The 13,052-nt window shown below is 58.9% G+C and carries 15 protein-coding genes; 6 read left to right on the plus strand and 9 right to left on the minus strand.

Annotated elements, in window-relative coordinates:
- Positions 1-128: 128 nt before the first annotated feature.
- Positions 129-1,310, minus strand: a complete 1,182-nt coding sequence (nasR, locus tag ACQUTI_RS04140) for a nitrate regulatory protein NasR (RefSeq protein WP_032456276.1) — start codon at positions 1,308-1,310, stop codon at positions 129-131.
- 68 nt (positions 1,311-1,378) lie between these two features.
- Here nasR and ACQUTI_RS04145 point away from each other — a divergent pair, with 68 nt between their 5' ends.
- Positions 1,379-1,732 (plus strand): DsrE/DsrF/TusD sulfur relay family protein, encoded by a 354-nt coding sequence (locus ACQUTI_RS04145; RefSeq protein WP_002910380.1) that lies wholly within the window; start codon positions 1,379-1,381, stop codon positions 1,730-1,732.
- A 238-nt stretch (positions 1,733-1,970) separates the two neighbouring features.
- Complete coding sequence (locus ACQUTI_RS04150; protein WP_002910387.1) at positions 1,971-2,213, plus strand: DUF1883 domain-containing protein; 243 nt, start codon at positions 1,971-1,973, stop codon at positions 2,211-2,213.
- A 56-nt stretch (positions 2,214-2,269) separates the two neighbouring features.
- Here the strand turns inward: ACQUTI_RS04150 and ACQUTI_RS04155 are convergent, their stop codons facing one another.
- Together ACQUTI_RS04155 and chaB are read right to left on the minus strand one after the other, a co-directional pair.
- Positions 2,270-2,950 carry a gamma-glutamylcyclotransferase gene (locus ACQUTI_RS04155; RefSeq protein ID WP_004203203.1) on the minus strand — a complete coding sequence of 227 codons (681 nt, stop codon included), beginning with the start codon at positions 2,948-2,950 and terminating at the stop codon, positions 2,270-2,272.
- A gap of 136 nt (positions 2,951-3,086) precedes the next feature.
- Entirely contained in the window at positions 3,087-3,317 is a 231-nt protein-coding gene (gene chaB, locus ACQUTI_RS04160; protein ID WP_004203206.1) for a putative cation transport regulator ChaB, read from the minus strand.
- A 263-nt stretch (positions 3,318-3,580) separates the two neighbouring features.
- Between chaB and chaA the strand changes: the two genes are divergently transcribed.
- Complete coding sequence (gene chaA, locus ACQUTI_RS04165; RefSeq protein ID WP_004203207.1) at positions 3,581-4,681, plus strand: sodium-potassium/proton antiporter ChaA; 1,101 nt, start codon at positions 3,581-3,583, stop codon at positions 4,679-4,681.
- Between the two features lie 87 nt (positions 4,682-4,768).
- Here chaA and kdsA read toward each other — a convergent pair whose 3' ends face one another.
- From kdsA to hemA, 6 genes are read right to left on the minus strand one after another with little or no spacing between them, the layout of a single operon-like run.
- Positions 4,769-5,623: a 3-deoxy-8-phosphooctulonate synthase gene (gene kdsA, locus ACQUTI_RS04170; RefSeq protein WP_002910393.1), complete on the minus strand. Its 855-nt coding sequence runs from the start codon at positions 5,621-5,623 to the stop codon at positions 4,769-4,771.
- A gap of 39 nt (positions 5,624-5,662) precedes the next feature.
- Positions 5,663-6,475 carry an invasion regulator SirB1 gene (gene sirB1 / locus ACQUTI_RS04175; RefSeq protein ID WP_114508259.1) on the minus strand — a complete coding sequence of 271 codons (813 nt, stop codon included), beginning with the start codon at positions 6,473-6,475 and terminating at the stop codon, positions 5,663-5,665.
- A gap of 3 nt (positions 6,476-6,478) precedes the next feature.
- Complete coding sequence (gene sirB2, locus ACQUTI_RS04180) at positions 6,479-6,871, minus strand: invasion regulator SirB2 (RefSeq protein ID WP_008804389.1); 393 nt, start codon at positions 6,869-6,871, stop codon at positions 6,479-6,481.
- On the minus strand, positions 6,871-7,719 hold the full coding sequence (prmC, locus tag ACQUTI_RS04185; protein WP_017899848.1) for a peptide chain release factor N(5)-glutamine methyltransferase: 849 nt from the start codon (positions 7,717-7,719) through the stop codon (positions 6,871-6,873). The genes sirB2 and prmC overlap by 1 nt, the downstream gene beginning before the upstream one ends.
- The gene (gene prfA / locus ACQUTI_RS04190; protein WP_004203214.1) at positions 7,719-8,801 is read right to left on the minus strand and encodes a peptide chain release factor 1; all 1,083 of its coding nucleotides are present in this window, start codon (positions 8,799-8,801) and stop codon (positions 7,719-7,721) included. The genes prmC and prfA overlap by 1 nt, the downstream gene beginning before the upstream one ends.
- Positions 8,802-8,843: 42 nt before the next feature.
- Positions 8,844-10,100, minus strand: a complete 1,257-nt coding sequence (gene hemA / locus ACQUTI_RS04195) for a glutamyl-tRNA reductase (protein WP_396380703.1) — start codon at positions 10,098-10,100, stop codon at positions 8,844-8,846.
- Between the two features lie 271 nt (positions 10,101-10,371).
- Between hemA and lolB the strand changes: the two genes are divergently transcribed.
- The 3 genes from lolB to prs all read left to right on the plus strand — a co-directional run bounded on the left by lolB (position 10,372) and on the right by prs (position 12,962).
- Positions 10,372-10,983: a lipoprotein insertase outer membrane protein LolB gene (gene lolB / locus ACQUTI_RS04200; protein ID WP_004203216.1), complete on the plus strand. Its 612-nt coding sequence runs from the start codon at positions 10,372-10,374 to the stop codon at positions 10,981-10,983.
- Entirely contained in the window at positions 10,983-11,831 is an 849-nt protein-coding gene (ispE, locus tag ACQUTI_RS04205; protein WP_072140567.1) for a 4-(cytidine 5'-diphospho)-2-C-methyl-D-erythritol kinase, read from the plus strand. The genes lolB and ispE overlap by 1 nt, the downstream gene beginning before the upstream one ends.
- Before the next feature lie 183 nt (positions 11,832-12,014).
- Complete coding sequence (gene prs / locus ACQUTI_RS04210) at positions 12,015-12,962, plus strand: ribose-phosphate diphosphokinase (protein ID WP_002910407.1); 948 nt, start codon at positions 12,015-12,017, stop codon at positions 12,960-12,962.
- Positions 12,963-13,052: the final 90 nt, after the last annotated feature.

Genomic DNA, 13,052 nt, shown 5'->3' on the forward strand with positions numbered 1-13,052 from the left:
CTATAACTAATGCAAAGGGGATGCCAGCTTTGGCAATGGCGCACTGGCGGGCTTTTCCTTTCGCCCGGGTCGGTTTGTCAGGCAAAAGTGCACCGCCGACAGGCAGCAAATGCCCATCGGTTGTGCATCTACTCCTTTGGAGTTACTGGCCAGATCGCCTTCACCATCAGAAGCGCGCGGGCTATCTCAACCATCCGCTGATTCTTGTCCATGGCCATCTTGCGCAGCGTCTGCCAGGCCTGCTCCTCCGGCATCCCCTGGTGTGTCATCAGCAGGCTTTTCGCTTTTTCGATCAGCTTGCGTTCCTCGAGTGCGTCTTTCAGCGAAGCCAGCTGACTGGAGAGCTGCTGCAGCTCATAGGCCTGCTGGCGCACCAGCGGCAGCAGCTGTTTATCCAGCCGCGGCGTCACGCTGTCGCTCTCCTCCCCGGCCAGCCAGCCAGGCGCGTCGTCTTCTAACAGCGCGTCGGTGGCGTCCAGCAGATCGTCGATCAGTTGCTCTTCCACTTCGCGCAGTTGCTCAAGCCGCTGGGTCTGCAGGCCGAACCAGCGCAGCGCCGTTTCCCCACCGTCTGCCGCCGGCTGGCGTGTGCAGGCGATCCGCCGCAGCTGCTCTATGTCCAGACCGGCCTGGCACTCGGTAGTAAACAGCTGGACGGTCGCCGGACTGCCCAGCGCCAGGAAGCTGTCGAAGCAGGGCTGCTGACCGTCAATACGGTCCACCAGCTGCTGGCGCAGGCTGTCGCTGAACTCGCCGCGGGTAAAGCCCAATGCTCCCAGCGCGCGCTCCTGACCCACCAATTCTTTTCCCTGCATAAAGCTGTACAGGGCGACCATACGCCCGGCTACCGGCGGGTCGTCAATGCTGTCATTGAGCTGCGGGACGATATTCAGCAGATGGCGGATAATACGGCTGAACTGCTCCGTCGCGGCTTCAGCGGCTACCTGCCGGCGGCTGACCTGCTCACGCAGCGCCGGGAGCTGCGCCAGATCGCCTACCGCCCGGGCGATGCGCCAGCACAGCGCGCTGCCGGCGACCGCGCGCGCCCGTTCGAGGGCGGCATAGAACAAGGCCAGCCGCTCATCAACCAGCGCCCCACCCGCCCGACACTCCGCCGCGTACAGCTGGCCGCCCGAGCAAAGAAAAATATTCGACGCCCCGCGCTCGCACTGCAGCATATGCACCAGCGCGCTGAGCTGACTTGCCAGCTCGCCTAGCCGGGCTAGTTGCTGAAGCTGTTGTTTTTGCAGGCGGCGCGCCAGCTGCAGCCAGGCCGTCGCCTCGTCCGCGTGACCAGTCGTATTATTCATACCCCTCCTCCGGGTTAACGCTTTATACTGCGGTAAAGCAATAACCGTGCCTTTAAGAAGGAGTTTGTATGCAACGTATTGTGATTATCGCCAACGGCGCCGCCTACGGCAGTGAATCCCTGTTCAACAGCCTGCGCCTGGCCATTGCCCTGCGCGAACAGCAGTCCGACCTCGATCTCAAGCTGTTTCTGATGTCCGACGCGGTCACCGCCGGGCTGCGCGGGCAGAAGCCGGCCGAAGGGTATAATGTGCAGCAGATGCTGGAGATCCTCACCGCCCAGCAGGTTCCCGTGAAGCTGTGCAAAACCTGCGCGGACGGCCGCGGGGTCAGCGCACTGCCGTTGGTTGACGGGGTGGAGGTTGGCACTCTCGTTGAGCTGGCCCAGTGGACCCTGGCGGCAGATAAAGTGCTGACCTTCTGAATCTGGGGTGCCGAACGGCAGGAAATATCAGGTTTCGCCACCTGAAGAGGCGAAAAAAACGTTAGCTGAATGCTTTCAGGAACAACGTCATTTTTGTTTAATCTTTATCCCTTTTTTTGATCAAAATCAGCATCCCGACCCGCGCCGTTTGGTGTGATGCACAGAGCAAAGTGTGAACAATATCACGCGAGGACTGGGTGGGCAGGATGCTGTAGCAGGACAGAAACGGGGTACAAAAATGGCGATGGTAAAAGCAAGTTTGACGTTGTTTGGCGGTGACACGCTGGTGGTGCGGTGCTCAGAGCGCTGCCATATTCATCTGATGAGCGCGAAGGTCCCTGGCGACAGCCATGCGGATATTCTGAGCGTGCAGGATCGGGACAGCGCCTATCTGACGGTGCCCTACAGCGGCACCTGGAACGTGCTTATCGACAGTCACAGCCAGTCACTGGAGCACTCCATCAGCTACGTGCCAGCCTGACCGTCACTGACAGAACACCCGCCCGGCCATGCCGGGCGTTTTTCTTTTCCGCGCGCTCAGGCCAGGCCTGGCGTCGGGCTCTCGCCCAACAGCGCGCGGACGCTGGCCACCAGATCATCAAGACTGGCGTCGTGCATCCCGAGCTTACTTAACGCCTGTTCCAGCGAAAACAGGTACTGGGCGTTGGTCCCGAGCGGCCCGCTGGCCCGGGCGATCAGCGGAGCGATGACCTGGGCGCTGGTATCCGGCTCAAACAGCGGATGACGCGGATCCATAATAAACACCAAAGCATTTACCGTTCGCCCGTCGTCCAGCTCCAGCTTGCACCAGGTGGGCAGATAGCAGCCGGTGATCATCTCTCGTTTCCACAGCAGAGTCAGCTCTTCTTCCAGCGTGTCGTCCGGCAGACGATAAGCGACGCCGGTAGTCCGGCCGCCCTCTTTCAGAGCCAGCATGCGTCCCGGCTGGCAGGCGCTTCCGCGCCCGGCGGTCAACCGCAGGCAAAACGCGCGGTGCCAGCCCGGCAGCGTGCCGGTGCAGGACTCGCGATAATTGAGCGCCGGGTTCCAGATAAGCGAACCGTAGCCAAAGATCCATACTGAGCCATCATCCGGGCGGCAGGCCAGCGTCGCCGCCAGCGAGGCTGCGCGTTGTTCTGCCGACCAGAGTAGCGATTCCTCAATAGCGCCAAACGCTGTCTTACAATCCGCATTCATCAAGAAATCACGAGTTAACACTGTTTACTACCTCCGCCACTGCCCGCTTCCCGGCGTTCGTCTCATGCATCCGTCAATATTGCTGAAATATTATCCAGCTTTATCTTTCAATAAGCAATCAGCGGGGCGCTGGCAAGCGTAAAAGCGGCGTCAGCAATTATTTTTTCTTATGCCACTTATCGTCATCGCCTTTCTCGTAGCTGTTCTTCACCGCCGCCCAGGCGACTTTGTGTGCCGTCTCTTCGCGGCTGGCGTCATCGCGCCGGTCGTCTTTATCCTTATATTGATCCCAGGCGCTGTTAAACGCTTCTTTATAAATTTCCTGCGCATGGGCAGGCAGAACATGCTTAACGCTGTCGGGTAGCTCTTGTTTACTGTGATAGGGCATTATGGCCTCCTGTTTGAGCATAAAGTTTAAGTCTGGAACGCAGGCGGCAGGCTATCAAGCCGATGATGAGTTAAAAATGAATTTTAGTAATTATCTGAATATTAATAATAAAAATAGAGTAATCGCAAATTATAATAAACTAATCAAGATATCTCTCGACACCCGTAAATTTAAGTAAAAATCCAGCGGCAATTTAGCAAAATCTGTTACTTTATCGCCCTGCGTTTTTATAATTATAACACCTGCATAAATGGAGATGGTTCATGACCCATGCACATGAGGCGGTAAAAACCCGCCATAAGGAGTCCTCCCTCGTCTTTCCGGTGCTAGCGCTGGCGGTGCTGTTTTTCTGGGGCAGCAGCCAGTCACTGCCAGTGGTTATCGCGATTAATATCCTCGCGCTGGTCGGTATTTTAAGCAGCGCCTTCAGCGTGGTCCGCCACGCCGACGTCCTCGCCCACCGCCTGGGCGAACCCTATGGCTCCCTGATCCTGAGCCTGTCGGTGGTTATCCTTGAGGTCAGTCTGATCTCGGCGTTAATGGCCACCGGCGACGCCGCGCCGACCCTGATGCGTGACACGCTCTACTCCATCATTATGATCGTCACCGGCGGTCTGGTCGGTTTTTCCCTGCTGCTGGGCGGGCGTAAATTCGCCACCCAATATATGAATCTGTTCGGCATTAAGCAGTATCTTATCGCCCTGTTTCCGCTGGCGATTATCGTGCTGGTGTTTCCCATGGCGCTGCCGGGCGCGAACTTTAGCACCGGGCAATCGCTGCTGGTGGCGGTGATTTCGGCGGCCATGTACGGTGTTTTCCTGCTTATTCAGACCAAAACCCATCAGAGTCTGTTTGTTTATGAGCATGAAGACGACGGCGACGATGACGACCCGCACCACGGTAAACCCTCCGCCCACAGCAGCGGGTGGCATACCGCCTGGCTGCTGGTGCACCTGGTGGCGGTTATCGCCGTCACGAAAATGAACGCCAACCCGCTGGAAACGCTGTTGACCAGCATGAACGCCCCGGTGGCCTTTACCGGCTTCCTGGTAGCCCTGCTGATCCTGTCGCCGGAAGGCCTTGGCGCGCTCAAAGCGGTGCTCAACAATCAGGTACAGCGGGCGATGAACCTGTTCTTCGGCTCCGTGCTGGCCACCATCTCACTGACGGTCCCGGTAGTCACCCTCATCGCCTTCCTGACCGGCAATGAGCTGCGCTTTGGCCTTGGCGCGCCGGAGATGGTGGTGATGGTCGCCTCGCTGGTGCTGTGCCATATCTCCTTCTCCACCGGACGCACCAATGTGCTGAACGGCGCGGCCCATCTGGCGCTTTTCGCCGCCTACCTGATGACCATTTTCGCCTGACCTCGCTTCCCCGCCCGGCGGAGTCCGGGCGAAAAAAAAGCCTGCCGGTTTTGACGCCGGCAGGCTTTTTAACTGATGAGGTCAGGCTTACTTGCTGGTATCCAGCTCGTCGAAGCTTTTCACCAGATCGTCAATCGCTTTCATCTGCTTGAGGAACGGCTCCAGTTTATCCAGCGGCAGCGCGGACGGACCGTCGCATTTCGCGTGGTCCGGATCCGGATGCGCTTCGATAAACAGACCGGCGATACCTACCGCCATACCGGCGCGGGCCAGCTCGCTCACCTGCGCACGGCGACCGCCGGAGGCAGCGCCAAACGGGTCGCGGCACTGCAGCGCGTGGGTGACGTCGAAGATAACCGGTGAGTTGTTGGAGGCTTTCTTCATCACGCCGAAGCCAAGCATATCCACAACCAGGTTGTCGTAACCGAAGTTTGCGCCGCGGTCGCAGAGGATCACTTTGTCGTTACCACCCTCGATGAACTTATCGACGATGTTGCCCATCTGGCCCGGGCTGACGAACTGCGGTTTCTTGACGTTGATCACCGCCCCGGTTTTGGCCATCGCTTCCACCAGGTCCGTCTGGCGCGCGAGGAAGGCGGGAAGCTGGATCACGTCCACGACGTCAGCCACCGGCTGCGCCTGGCTGGCTTCATGAACGTCGGTGATGATTTTCACGCCAAAGGTCTGCTTTAGCTCCTGGAAAATCTTCATCCCTTCTTCCAGACCCGGCCCACGATAGGAGTGGATGGAGGAACGGTTGGCTTTATCAAAGGAGGCTTTGAAGACGTAGGGGATGCCGAGCTTCTGCGTAACGGTGACGTAATGTTCGCAGATACGCATCGCCAGGTCGCGTGACTCCAGCACGTTCATCCCGCCGAACAGCACGAACGGCAGGTCGTTCGCTACGTTGATATCACCAATGCTAACCACTTTTTGTTTCATAAGTTCGCCTTATCAGGGTGTAACCGGAATGGTTCCAGACTAATGCAATGTAATTTGTTTGTGCGAAATCGTGTTGATTTGTGCGCGGATCATCTCGCTAATCGGATCCTCCGGACATTGCTCGACAAAATAGCTCAGGTCCAGCAGCGCCACGTGATCGCAATCCAGCTGGGCATATATCAGCCCGCGGTCGCGGATCTCATACGGGTCTTCCGGGTTAAACTGCAGCAGCGCTTCGCTGGCGCGCAGGGCCAGCTCCATCTGCCGCTCTTCCATCAGCGCCGACTTCAGGGTGTCCAGCAGCTTGCGGATCACCTCGGCGTTATCCGCTTCGTCGAGATCTTCATTAAACAGTTCCGCCACCGGCCCGATGTTGCCCTTCAGCCATACATCCAGAGTATGTTCGTCGAGGGTTTCGCCATTGAACGGATTAATCAGCCACATCTCTTCGCTGGTTTCCGGGTCCGCGCGCAGCAGCATCTGGGTCGGGAAGATCACCGGTACCACCGGCAGCCCCAGACGCTGGGCGATCCACAGCAGGATCGCGCCTAACGACACCGCGCTCCCCTGACGGTTGACCAGCACTTTATCCAGCCAAAGCGCGTCGGAAAGACGATAAACGCCCTGCGAGGCGCCAAAGCCCCACTCCTCGTAAAACAGCGCCAGCAGGCGTTCTATCTGGCGTTCCTGGTCCCACGAAGGCGCAATCTCCTCCTGCGCGAGGCGCAGCAGCCGCTGCAGCTCTTCCTCGACAAAACGCGTCGGAAAATCGTCGCGAACCTGTTCAGAAATGAGGACCATGCCATCACACAATGGCGCTTTGTTAAATTCGAAATCCGCTAATGACCCCATGACCTACCCCAGTATCGGTATTCTTGTGATGGCGAGTTGAATGATGATAAACAACACCACCAGCGCCAGCAGGAACGCGATAAAGCGGCTCTGCTGGCTGCGCGGACGACGACGGCCCAGCGCGATAAAACCTAATGCGATATAAATGATAACGCCAAACAGCTTTTCAGTCAGCCATGCGCCGTCTTCTGTGAACGGCAGGTAGTGCGTTATCGCCATTAATCCCGCACCGCTGAGAAACAGCAGCGTATCGCTGCAGTGCGGCGCAATTCGCACCCACCGCTGGTTCAGCAGCGGGCTCTGGTGATACATCCACCAGTAACGTAAAACGAACAATCCTACCGACACCACCACGCTGGCGATGTGCAGATAGAGGACAGCCGTGAATAAGTTCATCAGCCAACGTTCTCCATGTCGGGTAAACGTCCGAGGGTCAGACGCTCATTGTCGCCATAGTCGCGACAGGTCGCGACGTCCAGATAGCCCGCTTCGCGGAACAGCGCGCGCACCGCTTCGCCCTGGGTCCAGCCATGCTCCAGCAGCATCCAGCCGCCGGGCTGCAGATACTGCCGCCCCTCGCGGATAATCTGCGCCAGATCGGCCAGCCCCTCATCGCCCGCCACCAGCGCCGTTAGCGGCTCAAAGCGCACATCGCCCTCGGCGAGATGCGGGTCTGCAGCGTCGATATAGGGGGGATTGCTGACGATCATGGCGAAACGCTGCCCGGCCAGCGCGGCAAACCAGTCGCTTTGCCGTATCGTCACGTTAGCGATGCCCAGATGGGCGGCATTACGCAACGCCAGCGCCACGGCGTCCGGCATGACGTCCACCGCGGTGATCTCACAGTCCGGACGCTCGCTGGCCAGCGCCAGGGCAATGGCGCCGGTCCCGGTGCCGAGGTCGAGAATACGGCACGGCGCGACGGGCAGACGCGCCAGCGCCTGCTCTACCAGACATTCGGTATCCGGGCGGGGGATCAGCGTCGCCGGGGAGACAAACAGCGGCAGCGACCAGAACTCCCGCTGCCCGACCAGATGGGCGATGGGCTCTCCGCGCTGGCGTCGCTGCAGGAGCGCCTCCAGCGTCGTCGCCTCGTCAGCGGAGAGCGTCGTTTCGCCGAAGGCCAGGATCCAGGTGCGCGCCCGGCCGGTGACGTGTCCCAGCAGGATCTCGGCGTCGCGTCGCGGACTGTCGCTCTCCGCCAGGCGGGCGATTGCCTGCTGCAGCCAGGCCTGAAAGGTCATCATTCCTGCTCGGACAGCGCCGCCAGCTGATCGGCCTGGTGTTCCTGGACAATCGGCTCAATCAGCATGTCGAGTTTGCCCTCCATCGCCTCATCCAGACGGTAAAGGGTCAGGTTGATGCGGTGGTCGGTCACGCGGCCCTGCGGGAAGTTGTAGGTACGGTTGCGATCGCTGCGGTCGCCGCTGCCCAGCAGGTTGCGGCGCGTGGAGGCTTCCGCCTGCTGACGCTTGGCTACTTCGGCGGCGCGGATCCGCGCCCCGAGCACCGACAGCGCCTTGGCTTTGTTTTTATGCTGAGAACGTTCGTCCTGACACTCCACCACGATGCCGGTGGGCAGGTGGGTAATACGGATCGCCGAGTCGGTGGTGTTAACGTGCTGCCCGCCCGCGCCGGAGGAGCGGAAGGTATCGATGCGCAGATCCGCCGGGTTGATATCCGGCATTTCCGCCTCCGGCAGCTCCGGCATCACCGCCACCGTACAGGCGGAGGTGTGGATACGCCCCTGCGACTCGGTGGCCGGCACGCGCTGCACGCGATGACCGCCGGATTCAAATTTGAGCCGGCCGTAGACGCCGTCGCCGCTGATCTTGGCGATCACCTCTTTAAAGCCGCCGTGTTCACCTTCGTTGGCGCTGAGGATCTCCACCTGCCAGCGGCGCGATTCCGCGTAACGGGTGTACATGCGGAACAGATCGCCGGCAAACAGCGCCGCTTCGTCGCCGCCGGTCCCGGCGCGTACTTCCACGAAGGCGTTACGCTCGTCATCGGGATCTTTCGGCAGGAGCAGGACCTGCAGCTGTTGCTCCAGCTGTTCGCCTTTATCTTTGGCGTCCCGCAGCTCTTCCTGCGCCATTTCGCGCATTTCCGGATCGTCGAGCATCATCTGTGCGGTTTCAATATCCTCCTGCACCTGACGCCAGTCGGTATAGCAGCGCGCCACATCGCTCAGTTGAGCATACTCCCGCGACAGCGCGCGGAATTTATCCTGATCGGCAATCGTCGCGGCATCGCCGAGCAGCGCCTGCACTTCTTCGTGGCGCTCGTACAACGCTTCCAGTTTGGCAACAATAGAAGACTTCATAGGCGTGAATTCACCCTGTCCTGAAAATAAGAGAAAGGTGCGCTATTCCAGCCCGAGGCTGTTGCGCAGAATATGCAGGCGTTCGTCGTCCCCGTCACGGGCGGCCTGCTGAAGAGATTTGGTTGGCGCATGGATCAGGCGGTTGGTGAGCTTACGCGCCAGATCCTGCATAATTTCCTGGGCATCGCCGCCCTGCTCCAGCGCGGCCAGCGCCTTCGCCGTCAGCTCCTCACGGACCTGCTCAGACTGCGAACGGTACTCACGAATGGTCTCGCTGGCGCTCTGCGCGCGCAGCCAGGCCATAAATTCGCTGGTCTCCTGCTCGACGATCGATTCCGCCTGCACCGCCGCGGCCTTACGCTGCGCCAGGTTATGCTGAATGATGTTTTGCAGATCGTCGACGCTGTAGAGGTAGGCGTTAGCCAGTTTACCGACCTCCGGTTCGACGTCGCGCGGGACGGCGATATCCACCAGCAGCATCGGCTGGTTACGCCGCGCCTTGAGCGCGCGCTCCACCATGCCTTTGCCGATGATCGGCAGCGGACTAGCGGTGGAGCTGATAATGATGTCGGCCTCTTTCAGCCGTTCGTCGATATCGCTAAGGGCAATCACCTCGGCGCCCACTTCTTCCGCTAGCGTCTGGGCGCGTTCACGAGTGCGGTTGGCGATCACCATTTTGCGCACGTGATGTTCGCGAAGATGACGCGCCACCAGTTCGATGGTTTCACCGGCGCCGACCAGCAGCACCGTCACGCTCGACAAGGATTCAAAGATTTGCCGCGCCAGGGTACAGGCGGCGAAGGCGACGGAAACGGCGCTGGCGCCGATATCGGTTTCGGTACGCACGCGCTTGGCCACCGAGAACGATTTCTGGAACATCCGCTCCAGTTCGCTCACGTTGAGGTGGCCGCGGCTGGAATCGGCGAAGGCTTTTTTCACCTGACCGAGGATCTGCGGTTCGCCCAGCACCAGCGAATCAAGGCCGCTGGCGACGCGCATCAGATGGCTGACGGCGTCGTTATCCTGGTGCCAGTAGAGGCTTTTACGCAGGTCTTCTTCATTGAGGCCGTGGTAATTGCACAGCCAGCGGATCAGCGCTTCCTGCAGGTTATCCTGCTCTTCGACGCTGAGATAGAGTTCCGTGCGGTTGCAGGTCGACAGCACCACTCCACCCTGCACCATCGGCTGAGCCAGCAAGCTCTCCAGCGCCTTATCGAGCGTTTCCGGCGAAAACGTGACGCGTTCTCGCAGGGCGACCGGAGCTGTTTTGTGATTGATGCCAAGAGCTAAAAGGGTCATTGTGAGGGAGTAGTACCAGCGTTGCTAAGGTTAGTCTGAGTGCATCATACAGGATGCGCGTAATCAATAAAAGAGAGGCTCCCCTTTTGGAGTAATAGCCAAAGCAAGACCGCCATTAAGGTTAATTTTTTGATTTCAGACAACTTGAACGTAGACGCTATCGCCCGGCGACGCTAGCATTAAGGGTTATAAATGTAACCTGCTACACAAATCGGCCCGCTGTTCCCCTGCCGCCGGATTTCACTGTAGACATCAAGGATTTGTCATCATTATGAATCGACTGTTCCGCCTGCTGCCGCTGGCCAGCCTCGTCCTGACCGCTTGTTCTGTTCATACCCCCCAGGGGCCTGGCAAAAGCCCGGATTCGCCGCAGTGGCGCCAGCACCAGCAGGCTGTTCGCAGCCTCAACCAGTTCCAGACCCGCGGGGCGTTTGCCTATCTCTCCGACGAGCAAAAAGTCTATGCCCGCTTCTTCTGGCAGCAAACCGGTCAGGACCGCTATCGCCTGCTGTTAACTAACCCGCTGGGCAGCACCGAGCTGTCGCTGACCGCCCAGCCGGGCAGCGTGCAGCTGATCGACAACAAAGGCCAGACCTATACCGCCACCGATGCCGAAGAGATGATTGGCCGCCTGACCGGGATGCCGATCCCGCTGAACAGCCTGCGCCAGTGGATCATCGGCCTGCCGGGTGACGCCACCGACTATTCGCTGGACGATCGGTACCGTCTGCGCGAACTGAACTACACGCAAAACGGCAAAACCTGGCACGTCACCTACGGCGGCTACACCACCGATACCCAGCCAGCCCTGCCGTCTAATGTCGAGCTAAACAATGGCGCCCAGCGCATCAAGCTGAAGATGGATAACTGGATCGTGAAATGATGAGCCGCTGGCCCTCACCTGCAAAACTGAATCTGTTCTTATATATCACCGGCCAGCGGGCCGATGGTTACCACACCCTGCAGACGCTGTTTCAGTTCCTCGACTATGGCGATACGCTGACCATCGAACCGCGCGCTGACGGCGAACTGCGTCTGCTGACGCCGGTGGCCGGTGTACCGGATGAAGAAAATCTGATTATTCGCGCCGCGCGTCTGTTGATGCGCGCAGCCGGTGAAAGCGGCCGCCTGCCGGCGGGCAGCGGCGCCGATATCAGTATCGATAAGCGCCTGCCGATGGGCGGCGGCCTGGGGGGCGGCTCGTCCAATGCCGCCACCGTGCTGGTGGCGCTTAACCATCTCTGGGGTTGCGGGCTTTCGGAAGATGAGCTGGCGACCCTTGGTCTGCAGCTGGGGGCCGATGTGCCGGTCTTCGTGCGCGGCCATGCCGCCTTTGCCGAGGGAGTAGGTGAAATTCTCACGCCGGTGGAGCCCGAGGAAAAATGGTACCTGGTGGCTCATCCAGGCGTCAGTATTCCGACGCCGATCATTTTTCGCGACCCGGAGCTACCACGAAATACCCCGCGCCGGTCAATTAATACGTTATTAAATTGTGAATTCAGCAACGATTGCGAGCTTATCGCAAGAAAACGTTTTCGCGAGGTTGATGCCGCGCTTTCCTGGCTGTTAGAATATGCGCCGTCACGCCTGACCGGCACAGGGGCCTGTGTGTTTGCTGAATTTAACACCGAATCCGCTGCCCGTCAGGTGCTGGACACTGCCCCGGCATGGCTAAATGGCTTTGTGGCGCGCGGAGTCAATCTTTCGCCGCTCAAGCAGGCCCTGCTCTGATTCCTGCGCTGTGATGGCGCAACGATCATGAGTCAGCCGGGGAAATTGAGTTACGGTGACAACGTCACCCTGTTCCAGACGTTGCATCGTGCTCTTTAAATACACCGACTGGATCGAATGGCGCCAGCCCGCACATTATTGGCCCATTCATCCACCACTGGACGCATGCCTGAGGTTCTTCTCGTGCCTGATATGAAGCTTTTTGCTGGTAACGCCACCCCGGAACTAGCACAACGTATTGCCAACCGCCTGTACACTTCTCTTGGCGACGCCGCTGTAGGTCGTTTTAGCGACGGCGAAGTCAGCGTACAAATCAATGAAAACGTACGCGGTGGTGATATTTTCATCATCCAGTCCACTTGTGCTCCCACCAATGACAACCTGATGGAACTGGTTGTTATGGTTGATGCTCTGCGTCGTGCTTCGGCAGGTCGTATCACCGCCGTTATCCCTTACTTCGGTTATGCTCGTCAGGACCGTCGTGTTCGTTCTGCTCGTGTGCCAATCACCGCGAAAGTGGTGGCGGATTTCCTGTCCAGCGTCGGCGTTGACCGCGTGCTGACCGTTGACCTGCACGCAGAACAGATCCAGGGCTTCTTCGATGTGCCAGTTGATAACGTGTTCGGCAGCCCAATCCTGCTGGAAGATATGCTGCAGCTGAACCTGGACAACCCGATCGTGGTTTCTCCAGACATCGGCGGCGTAGTTCGTGCTCGCGCTATCGCTAAACTGCTGAACGATACCGATATGGCCATCATCGACAAGCGTCGTCCGCGCGCCAACGTCTCCCAGGTGATGCATATCATCGGCGACGTCGCTGGTCGTGACTGCGTGATGGTCGACGATATGATCGACACCGGCGGCACCCTGTGTAAAGCGGCAGAAGCGCTGAAAGAGCGCGGCGCGAAACGCGTATTCGCTTACGCGACGCACCCAATCTTCTCCGGCAACGCAATCCAGAACATCAAAAACTCTGTGATCGATGAATTTGTCGTCTGCGATACCATTCCGCTGGCACCAGAAATTAAAGCGCTGGATAAAGTGCGTACTCTGACGCTCTCCGGTATGCTGGCTGAAGCTATTCGCCGTATCAGCAATGAAGAATCAATCTCTGCTATGTTCGAACATTAATCGAGCCGAGCACAAAAACCCGCTGCGGCGGGTTTTTTTGTCTCTGCATTTTTAATTCTTCCACAACATCATTCGGCATGCGTCAAGGCG

This window comes from Klebsiella sp. 7-CIP_Kleb. (assembly GCF_050378655.1).
GTDB lineage: Bacteria > Pseudomonadota > Gammaproteobacteria > Enterobacterales > Enterobacteriaceae > Klebsiella > Klebsiella quasipneumoniae.

Bases quoted from the DNA above. Each gene is read 5' to 3' on its own strand.
- nasR (WP_032456276.1), bottom strand. From the start codon at position 1,310: ATGAATAATACGACTGGTCACGCGGACGAGGCGACGGCCTGGCTGCAG.
- ACQUTI_RS04145 (WP_002910380.1), top strand. From the start codon at position 1,379: ATGCAACGTATTGTGATTATCGCCAACGGCGCCGCCTACGGCAGTGAA.
- ACQUTI_RS04150 (WP_002910387.1), top strand. From the start codon at position 1,971: ATGGCGATGGTAAAAGCAAGTTTGACGTTGTTTGGCGGTGACACGCTG.
- chaB (WP_004203206.1), bottom strand. From the start codon at position 3,317: ATGCCCTATCACAGTAAACAAGAGCTACCCGACAGCGTTAAGCATGTT.
- chaA (WP_004203207.1), top strand. From the start codon at position 3,581: ATGACCCATGCACATGAGGCGGTAAAAACCCGCCATAAGGAGTCCTCC.
- kdsA (WP_002910393.1), bottom strand. From the start codon at position 5,623: ATGAAACAAAAAGTGGTTAGCATTGGTGATATCAACGTAGCGAACGAC.
- sirB1 (WP_114508259.1), bottom strand. From the start codon at position 6,475: ATGGGGTCATTAGCGGATTTCGAATTTAACAAAGCGCCATTGTGTGAT.
- sirB2 (WP_008804389.1), bottom strand. From the start codon at position 6,871: ATGAACTTATTCACGGCTGTCCTCTATCTGCACATCGCCAGCGTGGTG.
- prmC (WP_017899848.1), bottom strand. From the start codon at position 7,719: ATGACCTTTCAGGCCTGGCTGCAGCAGGCAATCGCCCGCCTGGCGGAG.
- prfA (WP_004203214.1), bottom strand. From the start codon at position 8,801: ATGAAGTCTTCTATTGTTGCCAAACTGGAAGCGTTGTACGAGCGCCAC.
- hemA (WP_396380703.1), bottom strand. From the start codon at position 10,100: ATGACCCTTTTAGCTCTTGGCATCAATCACAAAACAGCTCCGGTCGCC.
- lolB (WP_004203216.1), top strand. From the start codon at position 10,372: ATGAATCGACTGTTCCGCCTGCTGCCGCTGGCCAGCCTCGTCCTGACC.
- ispE (WP_072140567.1), top strand. From the start codon at position 10,983: ATGAGCCGCTGGCCCTCACCTGCAAAACTGAATCTGTTCTTATATATC.